Source organism: Bradyrhizobium sp. MOS002 (assembly GCF_003020115.1).
Classification (GTDB): domain Bacteria; phylum Pseudomonadota; class Alphaproteobacteria; order Rhizobiales; family Xanthobacteraceae; genus Bradyrhizobium.
Genome location: NZ_PYFX01000009.1, coordinates 52,742 through 71,382 on the forward strand (window position 1 = coordinate 52,742; position 18,641 = coordinate 71,382).

Genomic DNA, 18,641 nt, shown 5'->3' on the forward strand with positions numbered 1-18,641 from the left:
TTGCGCCCTGCGACAGGCAGAAAGTTCCGCTTTCGTGCTTGTTTTTCGTGGCAATCCAGCAACGCCGGGGTGATTTCGACCACTTCGCCCGTGCCAAGACCGGAAATCACGGTATTGTCACGGGTAGCCGGCGCCCCCCGATTAGCGAATTCTTGATAGTCGGGTGACAGCATGGTTCGCTACGACTGATCGGCTATGATCGCGGAGAATCGAGTGACCGTGATTCGCACGGCATGTAACGCGTAGGGTCTTTTTTGGTACGGAATTTGCTCTATTTGAAAGACTGTACCGGCTGTCGTGCCGGAATAGGGCGATCGAGCGGACGGGATCGAACCGCGGACGGAGACATGAATGAGTAAGGTCGGCACGAGCGACTCCAAGAACACGCTGTATTGCTCGTTCTGCGGCAAGAGCCAGCACGAAGTTCGCAAACTGATCGCGGGTCCCACGGTCTTCATTTGCGACGAATGCGTCGAGCTCTGCATGGACATCATTCGCGAGGAGAACAAATCCTCGCTGGTGAAGTCGCGCGACGGGATTCCGACACCGAAGGAAATCTGCAAGGTGCTGGACGATTACGTGATCGGCCAGAACCATGCGAAGAAGGTCCTCTCGGTCGCGGTGCACAATCACTACAAGCGCCTCAACCACCAGACCAAGCACAACGACGTCGAGCTTGCGAAGTCGAACATCCTGCTGATCGGTCCGACCGGCTCGGGCAAGACGCTGCTCGCGCAGACGCTCGCCCGCATCCTGGACGTGCCGTTTACGATGGCGGATGCGACGACGCTGACCGAAGCCGGCTATGTCGGCGAGGACGTCGAGAATATCATCCTGAAGCTGCTCCAGGCTGCCGACTACAATGTCGAGCGTGCCCAGCGCGGCATCGTCTATATCGACGAAATCGACAAGATCAGCCGAAAGTCCGACAATCCCTCGATCACGCGCGACGTGTCGGGTGAGGGCGTGCAGCAGGCGCTGCTCAAGATCATGGAAGGCACGGTGGCTTCGGTCCCGCCGCAGGGCGGCCGCAAGCATCCGCAGCAGGAATTCCTGCAGGTGGACACCACCAACATCCTGTTCATCTGCGGTGGTGCGTTCTCGGGCCTCGAAAAGATCATCTCGGCACGCGGACGGTCGACCTCGATCGGTTTCGCCGCCCAGGTGCTCGCGCCGGAAGACCGCCGTACCGGCGAAATCTTCCGTCACGTCGAGCCGGAGGATCTCCTGAAGTATGGCCTGATCCCGGAATTCGTCGGCCGTCTGCCCGTCGTGGCGACGCTGGAGGATCTGGACGAGGCTTCGCTCAAGAAGATCCTGGTCGAGCCGAAGAACGCGCTGGTGAAGCAGTACCAGCGGCTGTTCGAGATGGAGAACATCGAGCTGACCTTCGCCGACGAGGCGCTTGGCGCGGTTGCCCGCAGGGCCATCGAGCGCAAGACCGGTGCGCGCGGACTGCGTTCGATCCTCGAGGCAATCCTGCTCGAGACCATGTTCGACCTGCCGGGCCTCGAAGGTGTGGAAGAAGTCGTGATTTCCCGCGAAGTCGTGGAAGGAACGGCCCGTCCGCTCTACATCTACGCCGATCGGTCCGATCGCGCCGTCGAGAACGCCAGCGCCTGATCTGCGGCGCTGGAACGCTCCAATCGTCTCCTCAAGTAAGGGCTGCGGAGAATATCTCCGCAGCCGGTGTTGCGTCGCTTATTTGCGTGCGTAAGCGCCTGATGGCGCGCGTCTTTCAATGACTTGACACCCCCCGGGTCGATAGCCACCTAATGTCGGCGGCGAGCAAAAATTCTCTTCAAGATTCGCCTCAGTTCCGATTCGGCAAACCGGTCCAACCTCAAAAGGACCGGCCGGTTTTGCGGATCACCTCGGCACCTTGTGGCGGTTGCGCATGAGCATGGCGGGCTGCGTGCAAGGGGGCAAAGCAAAAGGAAAAGGCCATGACCAATCCAAAACCCAGGCCAACCATCGTCCATGGCGAGACACACGCCTATCCCGTGCTGCCCCTGCGCGACATCGTCGTCTTCCCGCACATGATCGTTCCGCTCTTCGTCGGTCGCGAGAAGTCGATCCGCGCGCTCGAAGAGGTGATGAAGAACGACGCGCTGATCATGCTCGCGACGCAGAAGAACGCGTCTGACGATGATCCGGCACCCGATTCCATTTACGAGACCGGTACGCTTGCCAGCGTGCTCCAGCTCTTGAAGCTTCCCGACGGCACCGTGAAGGTGCTGGTCGAAGGGCTCGAGCGGGCGCGCGTGCAGAAGCACACCGATCGCGCCGACTACTACGAAGCGACCGCGATTGCGCTCGCCGACACCGATGCGAAGTCGGTCGAGGCCGAGGCGATGGCGCGCTCGGTCGTGTCCGACTTCGAGAGCTATGTGAAGCTCAACAAGAAGATCTCGGCCGAGGTCGTCGGCGTCGTGCAGGCGATCACCGATTTCGCCAAGCTCGCCGACACCGTCGCCTCGCATCTCGCCGTCAAGATCGCCGATCGCCAGGGCATCCTGGAGACTCTGTCGGTCACGCAGCGCCTGGAGAAGGTGCTGGGCCTGATGGAGAGCGAGATCTCGGTGCTCCAGGTCGAGAAGCGCATCCGCTCGCGCGTCAAGCGTCAGATGGAGAAGACCCAGCGCGAGTACTATCTCAACGAGCAGATGAAGGCGATCCAGAAGGAGCTCGGCGACGACGATGGTCGCGACGAGCTCGCCGATCTCGAAGAGAAGATCTCCAAGACCAAGCTCTCCAAGGAAGCGCGCGAGAAGGCGCAGCATGAATTGAAGAAGCTGCGCCAGATGTCGCCGATGTCCGCGGAAGCGACCGTCGTGCGCAACTACCTGGATTGGCTGCTGTCGATCCCGTGGAACAAGAAGTCCAAGGTGAAGAAGGATCTGGCAGCCGCGCAGGCGGTTCTGGATGCTGATCACTACGGGCTGGAGAAGGTCAAGGACCGCATCGTCGAGTACCTCGCCGTGCAGTCGCGCGCCAACAAGCTGACCGGCCCGATCCTGTGTCTCGTCGGCCCTCCCGGTGTCGGCAAGACGTCGCTTGGCAAGTCGATCGCGAAGGCGACGGGGCGCGAGTTCGTGCGCGTCTCGCTCGGTGGCGTGCGTGACGAGGCCGAGATCCGCGGTCACCGCCGCACCTATATCGGTTCGATGCCCGGCAAGATCATCCAGTCGATGCGGAAGGCGAAGTCGTCAAATCCGCTGTTCCTGTTGGACGAGATCGACAAGATGGGCGCCGATTTCCGCGGCGATCCGTCCTCGGCGCTGCTCGAGGTCCTCGACCCCGAGCAGAACTCGACCTTCAACGACCACTATCTCGAGGTCGACTACGATCTCTCCAACGTGATGTTCATCACGACCGCGAATACGCTCAATATTCCGGGACCGCTGATGGACCGCATGGAGATCATCCGGATCGCGGGCTATACCGAGAACGAGAAGGTCGAGATCGCGCGCAAGCACTTGATCCCGACCGCGGTGTCCAAGCACGGCCTGGACTCCAAGGAGTTCTCGATCGACGACGACGCGCTGCTGCTTCTGATCCGCCGCTACACCCGCGAAGCGGGCGTGCGCAACCTGGAGCGTGAGCTCTCCACACTCGCCCGCAAGGCGGTGAAGGAGCTGATGATCTCCAAGAAGAAGACGGTCAAGGTCACCGAGAAGACTCTGGAAGAGCTGCTCGGCGTGCCGAAGTATCGCTACGGCGAGATCGAGAGCGAGCCGCAGGTCGGCATCGTCACCGGACTTGCCTGGACCGATGTCGGCGGCGAGCTGCTGACCATCGAAGGCGTCATGATGCCCGGCAAGGGCAAGATGACGGTCACGGGCAATCTGCGTGACGTGATGAAGGAGTCGATCTCGGCTGCGGCGTCCTACGTCCGCTCGCGCGCGATCGTCTACGGCATCGAGCCGCCGCTGTTCGACCGCCGCGACATCCACGTGCACGTGCCGGAAGGCGCGACGCCGAAGGACGGTCCGTCGGCGGGTGTGGCGATGGCCACCGCGATCATCTCGGTCATGACCGGCATCCCGGTCCGCCACGATGTCGCGATGACCGGCGAGATCACGCTGCGCGGCCGCGTGCTGCCGATCGGCGGCCTGAAGGAGAAGCTGCTGGCTGCTGCCCGCGGCGGCATCAAGACGGTGCTGATCCCGGAAGACAACGCCAAGGATCTCACGGAGATTTCCGATGCGATCAAGGGCGGCATGGAGATCATCCCGGTCTCGCGCCTCGACGACGTCGTTGCAAAGGCCTTGGTGAAGAAGCCGGTGCCGATCGTCTGGGAAGAGGACACCAAGGTGACGGTGAAGCCGGACGGCGACGAAGCCGCCGGCGGCCTGACCGCTCACTGAGATCGCAGCTCGAAAAAGATGATAAAACGGCGCCTTCGGGCGCCGTTTTTGTTTGGGGGCAGCGGATGACGACAATGCACATTGATGGGCAATGCCATTGCGGCCAGATCACCTTTGAAGCCGAGGTCGACCCGGAGACGGTGTCGGTCTGCCACTGCACCGATTGCCAGACGCTGACCGGCTCGCCGTTCCGGGTGACGGCCGTCTGTTCCGGCGCCGATGTCCGCCTGACCGGCGGCACGCCCAGGATCTACGGCAAGCGCGGCGACAACGGCCGGATGCGCTTCCAACATTTTTGCGCCGACTGCGGTTCCCCGCTGTTCACGAGCGGCGAGGGCGACCAGGCCGCCGATTGGGGCATCCGCTGGGGCAGCATCCGCCAGCGCGACAAATTGCGGCCGGTCAGGCAGATCTGGTGCCAGTCGGCGGCGGTATGGATCGACGCGGTGCCATTGCTGCCGGGGAGGCCGGGGGATTGAGGCCCAGGAAGTGGAGTTCCGCGCTTGCCCGTTCGGGGCCGGTGGGGATAAAGAAGCGGCGAGGGGCGGTTAGCTCAGCTGGTTAGAGCATCTCGTTTACACCGAGAGGGTCCGCGGTTCGAATCCGTGACCGCCCACCAGCCCTTGTTCGCGTCGCGGGCGATGGCTTCGCAGGCCAGCCCAAGCGGGCCGCCGAACGGGAGGCCCTGATGCAACAGCCCAGCGGACACGAATCCAACGCCGACCAGATCGCTTACTGGAACGGCCCCAGCGGGCAGCGCTGGGCCGATCGCCATGCGGCGCAGGAGAGCCTGCTCGGACCCATTGCCGATGTGCTGATCGACCGCGCCAGGCCGAAGCCGGGCGAGCGTGTCCTCGACGTCGGTTGCGGCTCCGGTGCGACGACGTTCGCGTTCGCGAAGGCGGTCGCGCCTGATGGCTTCGCACTCGGGCTCGACGTCTCCGAACCGATGCTGTCGCAGGCGCGCGCGTTTGCGCCAAAAGGCCTGCCGCTGGATTTCGTGCTGGCGGATGCGACGGTGCATCCGTTCGAGCCGGCGAGTTTTGACCTGCTGGCCTCGCGGTTCGGCGTGATGTTCTTCGCTGATCCCATTGCGTCTTTCACCAACCTCCGCCGCGCGCTGAAGCCGACGGGCCGGCTGGCATTTGCCTGCTGGCGCGAGCCGAAGGAAAATCCCTGGATGATGGCGCCGTTGATGGCGGTCTACAAACATGTGCCCAAGATGCCGCCGGTCGGGCCGGAAGAGCCGGGCCCGTTCGCGTTCGCCGCGGAAGAGCGCGTGACGCGCATCCTGAACGGCGCGGGCTTCGTCGACGTCGCGATGGAGCCGCACAATCTCGCGATGGATGTCGCAATCGGTGGCGGGCTCGATGCCGCGGTCGAGGGCTCGCTCCAGATCGGCCCGGCCAGCCGTGCGCTGCAGGGCCATCCGCCGGAGACGTATGCCGCGGCAAAAGCCTCGATCCGCGATATGCTCACGCCGTTTCTGAAGGGGCAGAGCGTGGCGCTTCAGGGCGCGATCTGGATCGTGACGGCGAAGGCGGTGTAGGCGTCGGCGGAGCTCTCTCCAAGGTCATTGCGAGCGCAGCGAAGCAATCCAGACTGTCGCCGCGGAGACAGCCTGGATTGCTTCGTCGCTTCGCTCCTCGCAATGACGACCTGGAGGGAGCCGTGACCGCTCACACCACGTCATCCGGCGCCAGCGCGCAGCCATTGTCCGGATGCGTCTCGACCTGAAGGGTGGTGTGGCCGATGCGGTGGGAGCTCTTCAGCATCTGCGCCGTCTCCATCAGGAAGGCATCGCCGGCGCCGGTGGGCATGACGAGGTGGCAGGTCAGCGCCGTCTCGGTGGTCGAGATCGGCCAGACGTGGAGATCGTGGATCGCCGACACGCCAGGACGTGCCAGCAGGAACACCCTGATCGCGGCAATGTCGGTGCCCCTGGGCGCTGCCGCCATCGACATGTCGATGGAGCCGCGCAGCAGGCTGGTGGTGCTCCAGAGGATGGTGGCGCAGATGATGAGGCTGGTGACGGGATCGAGCCAGAGCCAGCCGGTCCAGATGATCAGCGCCGCCGAGATGACGACGCCGAGCGAGACCGCGGCGTCGGCTGCCATGTGCAGATAGGCGCCTTCGATGTTGATGTCGTCCTTGCGTCCGCGCGCGAACAGCATGGCCGTAAAACCGTTGATGAGGATGCCGATACCGGCGATGACCATCACGGTGATGCCGGCGACGGGCTCCGGTTCGCGCAAGCGCAAAAACGCCTCCCAGCCGATCGCGCCGGTCGCGACCAGCAGGAACACCGCGTTCGCCAGCGCCGCCAGGATGGTGGAGGCGCGCAGGCCATAGGTGAAGCGGCCGCTGGGCGCGCGCCGCGCCGCGATCGATGCGCACCAGGCCACGACCAGGCCGAGCACGTCGGAAAGATTATGGCCGGCGTCGGCAAGCAGGGCCGTGGAGTTGCCGATATAGCCGTAGACGGCCTCGGCCACGACCAGCGCCGTGTTGAGCGAAATGCCGATCGCAAACGCCTTGCCGAAACTGGCGGGCGCATGGACATGCGCGTGGCCAGGACCATGATCGTGACTGTGATCGTGGTGATGATGACCGTGATGGTCGTGGCTGCCCAATTCTAGCGCTCCCCGGAAGCTGCCAAATCAGGCGTCATTGTAGGGCTTTCGGCAGCCCCGTCACGGCGGAACAGCACGTAGAGCGCCGGCAGCACCAGCAGCGTCAGGATGGTCGAGGAGATGATGCCGCCGATCACGACCGTCGCAAGCGGCCGCTGCACCTCGGCACCGGCGCCGGTGGCAAGGGCCATCGGCACGAAGCCGAGGGACGCCACCAACGCCGTCATCAGCACCGGACGCAGGCGCGTCAGTGCGCCTTCGCGCACCGCGTCGGCAACGGGGTGCCCCTCGCTGCGCAGCCGCTCGATGAAGGCGATGATGACGAGCCCGTTGAGCACGGCCACGCCCGACAGCGCGATGAAGCCGACGCCGGCGCTGATCGACAGCGGGATGCCGCGCAGCAGCAGCGCCGCGACGCCGCCGGTCAGCGCCAGCGGCACGCCGGAGAACACCAGCGCCGCATCCGCCACCGATCCCATGCCCATGAACAGCAGCAAAAACACCAGCAGCAGAGCCACCGGCACCACGATCGTCAGCCGCTTGGTGGCGGAGACCAATTGCTCGAACTGTCCGCCCCAGCCGATCCAGTAGCCCGGTGGCAGCTTGACCTTCTCGGCCACCGCCTCCTGGGCCTCGGCGACGAAGGAGCGCAGGTCGCGCCCGCGAACGTTGGCCATGACCACTACGCGGCGCTTGCCGTTCTCGCGGCTGATCTGGTTGGGGCCGGGCGCGATCTCGATCGTTGCGACAGAGGACAGGGGGACGTACCGCAACGGCGCGTTTGCGCCCGGCCAGGCGGTTTTCGTGACGGCCGCCACATCCTCACCCGGCGGCAGCGGGATCGGCAGCGACTTGATTGTGTCGGGGTTGGCCCGCAGGTTTTCCGGCAGCCGCACCACAATGTCGAAGCGGCGATCGCCCTCGAACAACTTGCCCACCGGCTTGCCGCCGATCGCGATCTCGACGAGGTTCTGGACCTCGCTGATGCTGAGGCCGTAGCGCGACAGCGCCTGGCGGTCGAGCTTGACGGTGAGGATCGGCAGGCCCGCGACCTGCTCGGTCTTGACGTCGGCAGCGCCCTCGATGGCGCGGACGACGCCGTTGACCTGTTGGGCGATGGCGGCGAGCACGTCGAGATCGTCGCCGAAGATTTTCACGCCGACGTCGGTGCGGATGCCGGCGATCAGCTCGTTGAAGCGCATCTGAATCGGCTGGGTCATGCCATAGGCGGTGCCGGGCAGGGTGTTGGCGGCGCGTTCGATCTCCTCGATCACCTCATTCTTCGGCTTGGCGGGATCAGGCCATTCGTCGCGTGGCTTGAGCGTGACATAGGTGTCGGTCATATTCGGCGGCATCGGATCGTTGGCGATCTCGGCGGTACCGATCTTGGAGAAGATGGTCGCGACCTCCGGTACCTGCTTGATCGCCATTTCCAGCCGGAGCTGCATGCTGACGCTCTGGGTCAGGCTGGTACCGGGAATCCGGATGGTTTCGATGGTAATGTCGCCTTCGTCGAGGCTCGGGATGAACTCGCCGCCCATGCGCGTCGCGGCGAAGATGCTACCGGCGACGATCAGCATGGCAGCGAACGCGACGCTGCCGCGGTAGCGGATGGCGCGGTCGAGCAGCGGCACATAGAACCGCTTGGCCGCCCGCATGAACACGTTCTCTCTCTCCAAGACTTTGCCGGTGACAAAGATCGCGACCGCAGCCGGAACGAAGGTGACGGACAACAGCGCCGCACCCGCGAGCGCCATCAGCACGGTCAGCGCCATCGGTGTGAACATCTTGCCCTCGGTCCCCGTCAGGGTCAGGACCGGCAAATAGACCACGGCGATGATGAGCGTGCCGAACAGGCTCGGCTTGATGACCTCGCTGCTGCCTGCGCGGATCGTCTCCATCCGCTCCTCCAGCGTCAGCAGCCGGCCGCGCCGGTGCTGCTCGGCGGCCAGCAGCCGCAGGCAGTTCTCGACGATGATGACGGCGCCGTCGACGATGATGCCGAAGTCGATCGCGCCCAGACTCATCAGATTGGCGCTGACCTTGCTCTCGACCATGCCCGTGATCGTGAACAGCATCGACAGCGGGATGACGCAGGCGGTGATCAGCGCGGCGCGGATGTTGCCGAGGATCAGGAACAGCACCGCGATCACCAGCGCCGCGCCCTCAATGAGGTTCTTCTCGACGGTCTGAATGGTCGCTTCCACCAGATGCGTGCGGTCGTAGACCGCGCGCGCGATCACGCCGTCGGGCAGTGATTTCGCGATCTCCGTAAGCTTCGCCTTCACGCGTTGCGCCACGCTGCGGCTGTTCTCGCCGATCAGGAGCATGGCGGTGCCGAGCACCGTCTCCGTGCCGTTGGCCGAGGCTGCGCCGCTGCGCAGGTCCTGACCTTCCTGGACGTCGGCGACGTCGCGGATGCGCACCGGCACGCCGCCGCGCGAGCCGATCACGACGTCGCGGATCTCTCCGATATTGGCGACCTGGCCGGGCGCGCGTACCAGATATTGCTCACCGTTGCGCTCGATATAGCCGGCGCCGACATTGGCATTATTGGCGGCCAGCGCCGTCATGATGTCGCGGAAGCCGAGCTTGTAGGCCATCAGCCGGCCGGGGATCGGTAGCACGTGGAATTGCCGTTCATAGCCGCCGATCGAGTTGACCTCGACCACGCCGGGAATGGTGCGTAGCTGCGGCTTGATGATCCAGTCCTGGATGGTGCGCAGCTCCGTCGGTGTGAACTCGGTGCCTGCAGGCGATTTCGCGCCGGGCTTGGCCTCGACGGAATAAACATAGATCTCGCCGAGCCCGGTCGAGATCGGGCCCATCGCGACCTCGGTGCCGACAGGCAACTGGTCCTTCGCCTGCTGGATGCGCTCGTTGACGAGCTGCCGGGCGAAATAGATGTCGGTGCCGTCCTGGAACACGACGGTGACCTGGCTGAGACCGTAGCGCGAGATCGAGCGGGTATAGTCGAGCTTCGGAAGACCGCCCATCGCCGTCTCGATCGGGAAGGTGATGCGCTGCTCGGATTCGAGCGGCGACAGGCCCGGCGCGCGGGTGTTGATCTGGACCTGGACGTTGGTGACGTCAGGGACGGCGTCGATCGGCAGGCGGGTGAAGTTCCAGGCGCCGAAGCCGCCGGCTGCGAGCGCGAACAGCAGGACCAGCCAGCGCTGCTGCAGCGAGACCGCGATGAGATGCTCAATCATGCTCGGCCTCGCCTTTGCCCATCTCCGCCTTCACGACGAAGCTGTTTTCCGCGACGTAATGCTCGCCGGCCGATAGACCGGCCCTGATCTCGACATGGCGCGGGTCGGAGTCGCCGAGCTCCACCGGGCGTGCCTCGATCTTGTCGCCGTCCTCGCGGACGAACACGATGGTTCTGTTCTCCAGAGTCTGGATCGCGCTTCGGCGCACGGCGACCGCGACGTTGCGTGCGGCGAGGATCAACCGTGCCGTGACGAACAGGCCGGGACGCAAGCGTCCGTCCGGATTTGGCAGCACCACGCGCGCCAGCGCGGTCTGGGTCTCGCTGCTGCCGATCGGGGCCATGTAGGAGATGGTGCCCTTGATCTCGCCGCGGCCGTCGTCGGGATCGATCAGCACCTCGTCGTTGAGGCGAACGCGCCGCAGATCCTGCCGATAGATCGACAGCTCGACCCAGATGGTGGAGAGGTCGGCGACGACGAAGGCCGGCTTCTGCTCGGAGGCGTATTCGCCGAGCGAGATCTGCCGCTCGATGATGGTGCCGGCAATCGGCGCCTTGAGCTCGTAGACGGTGAGGCTCTGGTTGCTCTCGATCGCGGCGAGCAGATCGTCCTTGCCGACCTTGTCGCCGATGCGCTTCTGGATCGATTTGGCGACGCCGGGAAAGCGCGGCGTCACCTGCACCACGGCTTCCTGGTTGGCGCGCAGGATGCCGTTGAAGGCGAGCGTGTCGGTCAGCGTGACGCTCGCGGCTTCCGCCAGCGTCACGCCTGCGGCTGCAAGCTTGACGTCGGAGATGCGGATCCGGTCCGCGCCATGCTCGTCCTGCTCGACATGATCATTGGGCTTCTCCGGCTTCTTCTCTGCGGCGTGTTCGGCATGCTCGACCTTGGCCGGGCCGAGCAGGGAATAGCCGTAAGCGCCGAGTACGGCGGCAACGAATGCGACGAGGATGGTGGAGGATGTCTTCATCGTGCGCTCTCCCGCGCCAGCGTGAAGGGATTGCCGACGAGGCCTTCGATTGTCGCCACCCCCGCGTGGAAATTCTGCAGCGCCTCCTGCTCGCGCAGCCGCGCCTGGGTAACGCTCGCCTGGGCGTCGAGCACTTCGAGCAGGCTGAAGCGGCCCTGGCCGTAGCCCTGAGCGATGGCGTCCGAGGCTTCGGTGGCCTTGGGAATGGCGCTCTCGCGTAGCACCGCGAGCTCGCGCAGCGAGCCCTGGAGCGAGTCGTAGGCGCGGCCGGCGACCACGATCAGCGTGTTGCGGTTGGCCTCGCGTTCGGCCTTGGTCTTGGCGAGGCTTTCCTGCGCCGAGAGGATATTGCCCTGGTTCTGGTCGAACACGGGAATCGGCACCGAGACGGTGAGGCGCGCCGCGTCGTCATTGGTCTCGTTGAAATGACGCCAGCCGGCCGCGATCCGCACATCGGGATATGGCCTGAGCCGCGCCAGCAACAGCTCGGCATTGCGCTGGGCATAGATCGCGGTCCAGCGCACCAGCTGCGGATTGGCATCGATCGCGGCGACGACGGACTGGAATGTCGGCGGCCGTCCCATGGTGTCGAGCCGTCCGGAGACCTCGCCGAATTTCGGTGCCGCGTCGCCCATCAAGACCGCAAGCTCGCGCCGGGCGCTGGCCAGCGTCGCCTTGAAACGCTCGCGGTCGGCCTTCACGAGCGCGGATGCCACTTCCGCACGGCCGGTTTCGGCCGGCGAGGAGGCGCCGGCCTCGACGCGACGGCGAAGAAGCGGCGTCAGCCGGTCGATAGCGGTGATCTGCTCGTCGAGGATCTGGATGCGCCGCTGTGCGCCGAGCACGCTGAGGAAGGCGATCGCGGTCTCCGACAGCACCTCCAGCCTGACGGCCTTGCGCTGGATCGCGGCGACCTCGATGCCGGCGACACCCGCGGCAATCCGCGCGTCGCGCTTGCCGAACAACTCGAAGGCCTGGCTGATCTGGAGCGTGGTCTCGGCCGATCGCGTGCCGCGATAGATGCCCGACCCGAACGAATTGTCCTGTTCGTAGGTCAGTTCCGGATTGAGAAGCGCGCCCGCCTGGATGCGCTGGCCCGTGGCGATGCCGACATCGCGCTCCGCCGCGGTGAGCCGCGGGCTCGTGGCCAGCGCGCGCGCAAGCGCGCTCCGCATCGTCAGAGTCTGGGCGTGAGACGGCGCAAGCGCCAATCCGGCAATCAGACACGCTGCCGCGCACGCCACGCGCGCGGCCATTCCCTTGCAAAACATGAAACCGACCTGTGAAGGATGAACCTCATGGGCGCGGGGCGCGCGCCCGACCAATCCGTTCAGGCCATCTGTTTGGGAGGCGGGGAGTCGGTATCGGGGACAATGCCGGCGAGCCGGAGTGCGCGTTGCGGGCGCGATGCGGACACGAGCCCGATCGATGCGGCCGGTGGCGCCGGCTGCGCCACCGTCACCGAGAAGCAGCCATGGCAATGATGTCCGCCGATGGCTTTGTGGTCGTTGTGATCTCCCGAGCCGTCAAGGACCGCGCTGATCTCCGAGCCACCACCGGGCGTGGTCACGTCGATGTCGTGCAGGCCATGCAGCGCTCCCGCGAACAGGTAGACAATCGCGATCAGCACAGATAACAGCCCGCGCCAGTTGCGCGGCCGGCATGATCCTGAGGGCTGGCGGTTCGCGAGCACGACGTCACTCCGGTTGCGGTCTGCGTCCGGCCTAGCATGGGGGCGAGAACGGTGTCGACCCGCAACATTGTTACGTCCCTGGAACAATTGCCGCAGCGGTAGCGGCGACGCCAGCTCTTCTCATTGGCGTGTGATCAAGCTCAGCTGAGCCTCGGCTGCCGCTCCGCGTGCCACCTCCTGCATATCGCCGGTGTCGCCGGCTTCGACCGTGACGACGGCGCGACAGCCGGCTTCCATGGCCCGTTCCAGCCATTTGATGGCTTCATCGATCCACTGGTCGTGGTGCTCGGGATCGGCGATCGCCTTTTCTCGGAATGCATCTGCCTGATGAAGGCACGCAGTTCTGCGATCCACACGACTCTCCCGATCCGGAGGTTCGCTCCGATCGCATCCTTGATGATCGGAGAGCCGGCGTCGTTAACATAGGACAGGAACCGCCGCCCAAAAAGAAAGCCCCAGCTCCGGGACCGACCGGCTGGGGCTTTCATGCTCACAAACTTCATCCTTGGGACTTGGACCAACAATCCGCATCGCGCCGGTTCGTTCCCAAGGCTCCGTCCATTTTGGAACGTTCCTTGTTCGTTGCGATTGGGGACGAGGAGAAATTGAGGAGGACGGACCATGGACGGATTGATTTATCTCATCGGCTTGATCGTCGTGATCATGGCGATTCTGTCGTTCTTCGGCCTGCGCTGAGAGGGCCGTCATGACGGTTGAAACTCTGATGCGGGAAGAAATCATCGAGGGCGGTTTTGAGGGTGGCGAGGGCAGAACCATCCAGTGGAGTTCTGTGTTCGCAGGAGCCCTCGCCGCCGGCGCAATGTCGTTCATCCTGGTCGGCTTTGGCGTCGCGGTCGGGCTGGGCGTCAGTTCAGCCTCGCCGACATGGCGCGATGCGTCGGTAGCGCTTGCGCTGCTGTCCGGCCTCTATCTGATCATCCAGGCCATTATCAGCTTCGGCTTTGGCGGCTATATCGCCGGTCGTACTGCGCGACCGGCGCCGGCGATGGCGGCGAGCGAAGACGATGGCGAACGACGGGATGGAGTGCATGGGCTGATGTCCTGGGCGCTTGCCGTGCTGCTTGGTGCAGCTCTGCTCGCGATGCTCGGCGCAGCTGCGATTGACCGTTCGCCGATGCGCAGCTCGGCCAGCAATACATCCGCCGCCGAGCCTCTGCTGAGTTATGAGCTGGACAAGCTGTTTCGCGTCGCGCGGCGGGCCCCCAACATGGACCTCAGGGAAGCCCGTGCCGAAGCGGGACGGATCCTGATGACGTCGTCGAGCCACAGTGGCGTCAGCAGCGATGACCGGGCCTACCTCGTGCAGCAGGTGGCCGCGCTGACAGGACTCGCTGCCCCCGACTCGGAACGACGGGTCGACGCGCTGATCGCAGATGCAAAGACGGCCATCAATCGGGCGCGGCGCAACTCCATCATCGTCGCCTTTTCCGTTGCGGCAGCAGCCCTGATCGGCGCTGCGGTGGCCTGGGCTGCGGCGGTTGCCGGCGGCCGCCATCGCGACGGCGAGCCGTTGCCGAACTGGATGGCAAGCTCGAACCGCTTCCATCGCTCTCCGCGAGCGATGCCGGTGCCGTAACATGCAGGCGATGGCCGGGAGCGATCCCGGCCATATTGCTCTTTGACGAGAGCGCTAATACTTCTCCTGCCAGATCACTCAGGTGGGACTTCGGATCACGAGGTCACGCGGGCTCTCGGCCAGTTGCGGTAGCGCGCACGAAAGTCGTGCAGAGAAGGTCGACCTCGCCGGCAGGGATCAGCGCGCGGTGAAGGCGGCACCGAAGCTCCATGTTTGTCCGCGCTCGGCCGTGGGACGGCCGCTTTATGCCGGTTTCGGCGAGAAACATGCAGTCGCGGCAGGCGCCCACAGCCGGCTGACGATCCGCCGTATCGATGCGATTGAGGATTTTGCCAAGCGAGTCCCTTAGCCTGAGACATTCCTCGGGAATCAGCGAAGTGATTGCGTCCAACAGACCGTTGAGCGGATCGTGCAGCGCCAGAAGCTTCTCACCCTGAGAGGTCACGACAAGTGTCGTCGAGCGCCCGTCTCGTTTTGAAGGTCTTCGCGCCAGGTAAGACTTTGCCTCAAGGATCTTCACGATCTGCGAAGCGGTTGCCCTGGTCGTGCCAGTGAGGGCGGCAACCGCCGAGGGGGTTCGTGAAAATCTGTTGGCGCGCGACAGAAAACGCAGCACCATCCATTCCCGATTGTGCAAGCCCAGTCGATCGTTTCCGAAATGGCAGATTTTCACCGCTTGAACCAGCAGCTCAACCGTTTCCCGCTCCAGCGCCATAGTCTATCTGGCCCGGAGCTTCGGTTCTTCTGGATGTCGAAGTGGTCTTTGCACTGCGTTCTCGCCCGTGGGTCAGTTCCATTGATCCAAATCAACGAAGGTTGTCGTCGTCGCGACTCCTGTGGAAACAGCGCGCGGGGCGATGGACCTCTCGTACGGGAGGATGGGAGGTTGGTCTTGCGATCAAGTGCCGAGAAATTGGCTTTTTGAGCCAACGTGACGAGGCACGCCCTGCCATGCGCTACGTCCAATCCGATCGGCTCAGTGCTGTACCCAACGCGACAGGCGGGATTGCGCGGCTTGCGTGCGAGCGGATTCGCAAAGCCGGAAAGGACTTGGCGCGATTCGTGTCGAGGGCCGGATTGACGCTCGAGGCGATCGACGATCCAAGTCATCGTCTCGGGGTGGAGACCCAGATCAAGTTGCTCGAAGCCGCCGCACGGGAGTTGCGGGACGATCATCTGGGGTTTCATTTGGCGCGCGATTTCGATCTCCGCCAGATCGGGCTGCTGTACTACGTCATGACGTCATCGGAGAGTCTTGCCGAAGCGCTTCGGCACGCCGAGCGTTACAGCTCGCTCAATAATGAGGGCGTTCGCATCCGGGTCGGTTTCGGCCGTGCCGCCGTTGTCACGCTCGAATACGTCAACGTGGAGCGTGGCTCGGACCGCCATCAGATCGAGTTCTGGTTCGCAGCCTTGATCCGCGTCTGTCGGCACTTGACCAGTCGCCAATTGACGCCGCGCCAAATCAGAACGAGGCACCATCGCACGACGGTGCCTCTCGACGTTCGTGCTTTTCTGGGCTGTGCCATCGACTTCGATGCCGACGCCGATGAGATCGTGTTTGCCCCCTCGGACGCGTGCTTGCCCTCCGTCGGTGCTGACGCTTATCTCAACCGGCTGCTGCTCAACTACGCGAATGAGGCGCTTGGCAAGGGAAAGCTGTCCCGATCAAGCCTTCGATTCCGCGTGGAGCAATTGATCGTCCAACTGCTGCCCCACGGCACGGCGAACGTAGGGGAAGTTGCCGGTCGCCTCGGCATGAGCCGCCGCACGCTGGCGCGGGGGCTGGCGGCGGAAGAAGAAACATTCTCCGAGCTTCTCGACCGGCTGCGAACAGCTTTGGCCAAGCGATACCTGCGGGAGCGGGAACTGCCGATCTCCCAGATAGCGTGGCTGCTCGGTTACCGCGAGGCCAGTTCCTTTACCAACGCCTTTGCCCGGTGGACCGGATCGACGCCAAGGCGGTTTCGGGCGGACCACGCAATGGAGCACTAGCGGCAACCTTAAGCACATGCGCCCAGCGCCCGGTCTGAGTGACTGGGGCCCGTGCTAACTATCTGGCGAACGCGCTTTTCGATTGTGTACCGCCTGCGATGACGGCATCGCGTCGGCGCTTACGCCTTCTCCTCCCAGATCATGGCGAGGTGGACGATCGTCTGGACCGCCTTCTCCATGTCCTGCCGGCTGACCCATTCGAGCCGGGAGTGAAATGCGTGCTCGCCGGCGAAGATGTTGGGGCAGGGCAGGCCCATGAAGGACAGGCGGGAGCCGTCGGTGCCGCCGCGGATCGCGGTGCGCATCGGGCGCAGGCCGGCGCGGCGGATCGCTTCGATGGCGTATTCGAGAATGTGCGGGTGACGATCGATCACCTGCTTCATGTTGCGGTACTGCTCCCGCACCTCGAATGTGTAGGTCGAGCGCGGGAAATCCTTCATCACGTCCTTGACGATGTTCTCGAGCAGGATCTCCTTCTCCTTCAATCCTTCCTCAGTGAAGTCGCGCACGATGAAGGAGAGCGTCGCCTGCTCCAGCGCACCCTCGATGCCGATCGGATGCAGAAAGCCCTGCTTGCCTGATGTCGTCTCGGGCGAGCAGCCTTCCCGGGGCAGCCGCTCGATGATGGCGGCGGCGATCTTGATCGCATGCTCCATCTTGCCCTTGGCATAGCCGGGATGGGCGCTGACGCCGTTGATGGTGATGGTGGCGCCGTCCGCCGAAAAGGTCTCGTCCTCGACGCAGCCCGCGCTCTCGCCGTCCATGGTGTATGCGAACTCGGCGCCCAGCTTCTTGATGTCGACATTGTCGACGCCGCGGCCGATCTCCTCGTCCGGCGTGAACAGGATCTTCATGGTGCCGTGCTTCACGTCGGGGTTGTTGATGAAGAAATGCGCGGCATCCATGATCTCGGCCACGCCGGCCTTGTTGTCGGCCCCGAGCAGCGTGGTGCCATCGGTGGTGATGATGTCGTTGCCGATCTGGTTCTTCAGCGCCGGATGCTCGGCGAAGCGGATCACCTGGCTGGTGTCGCCCGGCAGCGTGATGTCGCCGCCGCGATAGTTCTTCACCATCTGCGGCTTGACGTCTTTGCCGGTGACGTCGGGCGAGGTGTCCATGTGCGAGCAGAAGCAGATCACCGGCACCTTCTTGGTCGTGTTGCCCGGGATCGTTCCGTAGACGTAGCCGAAGTCATCGAGATGCGCGTCCTCGACGCCCATGGCCTTCAGTTCGGCGGCGAGCACGCGGCCGAGGTCCTTCTGTTTCTCTGTCGAGGGCGAGCTCGGGGATTCCGGATCGGACTGGGTGTCGATGGTGACGTAGCGCAGGAAGCGCTCGGTCACGGTATGCGAAAAGGTGAGGGAGGACATTTCTGGTCAAACCGCCGGGTCAGGGGAGAGGGGCGGTATACCAGAAAAGCAGGGCGCGGTGAGGCCGGAGGAACGCTGATCAGGCTTAACGAAACGTGAGTGGTCAGATCGCCTCTTTCAGTTCCTTGACCGGGCGGAAGGCGACCTTCTTGCTGGCCTTGATGTGGATGGGCTCGCCGGTGGCGGGATTACGGCCGGTGCGGGCGGCGCGCTTGCGGACCTGGAGAATACCAAGCCCGACGATCCGAACACGGTCGCCCCTCTTCAGGTGCTTGGTGATCAGGTCGACCATATCGGTCAGAACGGCTTCGGCGCGCTTCTTCGACAGGTCCTGGCTCTCCGCAATGTCGGCGGCGAGGTGCTTGAGCGTGATGGTGGCGGGAGCGGCTGCCTTTTTCGCCGGATCCTTCTTAGCCATGTGTGAGGCTCCTCGATTCTTGCCGCTGGTCGGGGGGACGGCCCCTGAACCCCGCAAGTTCCCGGAGGCGTAGACGATTCGGGACTGGACTGAATACGTCAGCCGTCGCAGCCGGGGCCACGTTCTTGCGCGCCCTCGACGGAAATCCGCCTCGTTCAGGCTGTGGCTGCAACATCCTTGACTTCACTAGGTCCGGCCTTTAAGTCCCCCCTCGTTCCGCAGACATTTGCGTGTCACGCGGGAGTAGCTCAGTTGGTTAGAGCGCCGGCCTGTCACGCCGGAGGTCGCGGGTTCGAGCCCCGTCTCTCGCGCCATTTTTGGCAATCCTTTCATACCCTTACCTTCAAATCCTGATCCCGCTTCGATCTCGGGTCCCGCGCGAC

Annotated in this window: 15 protein-coding genes and 2 tRNA genes; 8 read left to right on the forward strand and 9 right to left on the reverse strand. The window is 64.2% G+C overall.

Going from position 1 to position 18,641, the window contains the following annotated elements; genetic code table 11:
* Positions 1 to 351: 351 nt before the first annotated feature.
* The 5 genes from clpX (at position 352) to C7G41_RS24515 (ending at position 5,919) form a co-directional block, all read left to right on the forward strand.
* Complete coding sequence (gene clpX / locus C7G41_RS24495) at positions 352 to 1,623, forward strand: ATP-dependent Clp protease ATP-binding subunit ClpX (protein ID WP_007603503.1); 1,272 nt, start codon at positions 352 to 354, stop codon at positions 1,621 to 1,623.
* 323 nt (positions 1,624 to 1,946) lie between these two features.
* Positions 1,947 to 4,370 carry an endopeptidase La gene (gene lon, locus C7G41_RS24500; RefSeq protein WP_106944931.1) on the forward strand — a complete coding sequence of 808 codons (2,424 nt, stop codon included), beginning with the start codon at positions 1,947 to 1,949 and terminating at the stop codon, positions 4,368 to 4,370.
* 74 nt (positions 4,371 to 4,444) lie between these two features.
* Entirely contained in the window at positions 4,445 to 4,849 is a 405-nt protein-coding gene (locus tag C7G41_RS24505; RefSeq protein ID WP_106945048.1) for a GFA family protein, read from the forward strand.
* 63 nt (positions 4,850 to 4,912) lie between these two features.
* Positions 4,913 to 4,989 (forward strand) — tRNA-Val (locus C7G41_RS24510).
* 69 nt (positions 4,990 to 5,058) lie between these two features.
* Positions 5,059 to 5,919 (forward strand): class I SAM-dependent methyltransferase, encoded by an 861-nt coding sequence (locus C7G41_RS24515; protein ID WP_106944932.1) that lies wholly within the window; start codon positions 5,059 to 5,061, stop codon positions 5,917 to 5,919.
* Between the two features lie 130 nt (positions 5,920 to 6,049).
* On the opposite strand, the gene C7G41_RS24520 is transcribed toward C7G41_RS24515, so the two are convergent.
* The 6 genes from C7G41_RS24520 to C7G41_RS24545 all read right to left on the reverse strand — a co-directional run bounded on the left by C7G41_RS24520 (position 6,050) and on the right by C7G41_RS24545 (position 13,232).
* Positions 6,050 to 7,003 (reverse strand): cation diffusion facilitator family transporter, encoded by a 954-nt coding sequence (locus C7G41_RS24520; RefSeq protein WP_199198581.1) that lies wholly within the window; start codon positions 7,001 to 7,003, stop codon positions 6,050 to 6,052.
* A 2-nt stretch (positions 7,004 to 7,005) separates the two neighbouring features.
* Complete coding sequence (locus C7G41_RS24525; protein ID WP_106944933.1) at positions 7,006 to 10,215, reverse strand: efflux RND transporter permease subunit; 3,210 nt, start codon at positions 10,213 to 10,215, stop codon at positions 7,006 to 7,008.
* On the reverse strand, positions 10,208 to 11,185 hold the full coding sequence (ihpB, locus tag C7G41_RS24530) for a divalent metal ion exporter adaptor subunit IhpB (RefSeq protein ID WP_106944934.1): 978 nt from the start codon (positions 11,183 to 11,185) through the stop codon (positions 10,208 to 10,210). The genes C7G41_RS24525 and ihpB overlap by 8 nt, the downstream gene beginning before the upstream one ends.
* Positions 11,182 to 12,456 carry a divalent metal ion exporter subunit IhpA gene (ihpA, locus tag C7G41_RS24535; RefSeq protein ID WP_106944935.1) on the reverse strand — a complete coding sequence of 425 codons (1,275 nt, stop codon included), beginning with the start codon at positions 12,454 to 12,456 and terminating at the stop codon, positions 11,182 to 11,184. Before ihpA ends, ihpB begins: the two co-directional genes overlap by 4 nt.
* Positions 12,457 to 12,515: 59 nt before the next feature.
* On the reverse strand, positions 12,516 to 12,878 hold the full coding sequence (locus C7G41_RS24540) for a hypothetical protein (protein ID WP_106944936.1): 363 nt from the start codon (positions 12,876 to 12,878) through the stop codon (positions 12,516 to 12,518).
* 120 nt (positions 12,879 to 12,998) lie between these two features.
* A complete protein-coding gene (locus tag C7G41_RS24545; protein ID WP_106944937.1) occupies positions 12,999 to 13,232 on the reverse strand; it encodes a hypothetical protein in 234 nt (77 codons plus the stop codon).
* A 352-nt stretch (positions 13,233 to 13,584) separates the two neighbouring features.
* On the opposite strand from C7G41_RS24545, the gene C7G41_RS24550 reads away from it, so the two are divergent.
* Entirely contained in the window at positions 13,585 to 14,475 is an 891-nt protein-coding gene (locus C7G41_RS24550) for a hypothetical protein (RefSeq protein ID WP_106944938.1), read from the forward strand.
* Positions 14,476 to 14,578: 103 nt separating this feature from the next.
* Here the strand turns inward: C7G41_RS24550 and C7G41_RS24555 are convergent, their stop codons facing one another.
* The gene (locus tag C7G41_RS24555) at positions 14,579 to 15,190 is read right to left on the reverse strand and encodes a MarR family winged helix-turn-helix transcriptional regulator (RefSeq protein WP_106944939.1); all 612 of its coding nucleotides are present in this window, start codon (positions 15,188 to 15,190) and stop codon (positions 14,579 to 14,581) included.
* Between the two features lie 236 nt (positions 15,191 to 15,426).
* Between C7G41_RS24555 and C7G41_RS24560 the strand changes: the two genes are divergently transcribed.
* The gene (locus C7G41_RS24560; RefSeq protein WP_106944940.1) at positions 15,427 to 16,470 is read left to right on the forward strand and encodes an AraC family transcriptional regulator; all 1,044 of its coding nucleotides are present in this window, start codon (positions 15,427 to 15,429) and stop codon (positions 16,468 to 16,470) included.
* Positions 16,471 to 16,589: 119 nt separating this feature from the next.
* On the opposite strand, the gene pepT is transcribed toward C7G41_RS24560, so the two are convergent.
* The gene (pepT, locus tag C7G41_RS24565) at positions 16,590 to 17,840 is read right to left on the reverse strand and encodes a peptidase T (RefSeq protein ID WP_106944941.1); all 1,251 of its coding nucleotides are present in this window, start codon (positions 17,838 to 17,840) and stop codon (positions 16,590 to 16,592) included.
* A 103-nt stretch (positions 17,841 to 17,943) separates the two neighbouring features.
* Complete coding sequence (locus tag C7G41_RS24570; RefSeq protein WP_106944942.1) at positions 17,944 to 18,258, reverse strand: HU family DNA-binding protein; 315 nt, start codon at positions 18,256 to 18,258, stop codon at positions 17,944 to 17,946.
* A gap of 237 nt (positions 18,259 to 18,495) precedes the next feature.
* Between C7G41_RS24570 and C7G41_RS24575 the strand changes: the two genes are divergently transcribed.
* Positions 18,496 to 18,572: transfer RNA gene (locus C7G41_RS24575), tRNA-Asp, on the forward strand.
* Positions 18,573 to 18,641: the final 69 nt, after the last annotated feature.

What these genes read in the sequence shown, in the direction of transcription:
- C7G41_RS24570 (WP_106944942.1), bottom strand. Translation starts at nt 18,258, where the DNA reads ATGGCTAAGAAGGATCCGGCGAAAAAGGCAGCCGCTCCCGCCACCATC.
- clpX (WP_007603503.1), top strand. Translation starts at nt 352, where the DNA reads ATGAGTAAGGTCGGCACGAGCGACTCCAAGAACACGCTGTATTGCTCG.
- C7G41_RS24555 (WP_106944939.1), bottom strand. Translation starts at nt 15,190, where the DNA reads ATGGCGCTGGAGCGGGAAACGGTTGAGCTGCTGGTTCAAGCGGTGAAA.
- C7G41_RS24550 (WP_106944938.1), top strand. Translation starts at nt 13,585, where the DNA reads ATGACGGTTGAAACTCTGATGCGGGAAGAAATCATCGAGGGCGGTTTT.
- C7G41_RS24515 (WP_106944932.1), top strand. Translation starts at nt 5,059, where the DNA reads ATGCAACAGCCCAGCGGACACGAATCCAACGCCGACCAGATCGCTTAC.
- C7G41_RS24525 (WP_106944933.1), bottom strand. Translation starts at nt 10,215, where the DNA reads ATGATTGAGCATCTCATCGCGGTCTCGCTGCAGCAGCGCTGGCTGGTC.
- lon (WP_106944931.1), top strand. Translation starts at nt 1,947, where the DNA reads ATGACCAATCCAAAACCCAGGCCAACCATCGTCCATGGCGAGACACAC.
- ihpA (WP_106944935.1), bottom strand. Translation starts at nt 12,456, where the DNA reads ATGTTTTGCAAGGGAATGGCCGCGCGCGTGGCGTGCGCGGCAGCGTGT.
- pepT (WP_106944941.1), bottom strand. Translation starts at nt 17,840, where the DNA reads ATGTCCTCCCTCACCTTTTCGCATACCGTGACCGAGCGCTTCCTGCGC.
- C7G41_RS24505 (WP_106945048.1), top strand. Translation starts at nt 4,445, where the DNA reads ATGCACATTGATGGGCAATGCCATTGCGGCCAGATCACCTTTGAAGCC.
- ihpB (WP_106944934.1), bottom strand. Translation starts at nt 11,185, where the DNA reads ATGAAGACATCCTCCACCATCCTCGTCGCATTCGTTGCCGCCGTACTC.
- C7G41_RS24560 (WP_106944940.1), top strand. Translation starts at nt 15,427, where the DNA reads ATGCGCTACGTCCAATCCGATCGGCTCAGTGCTGTACCCAACGCGACA.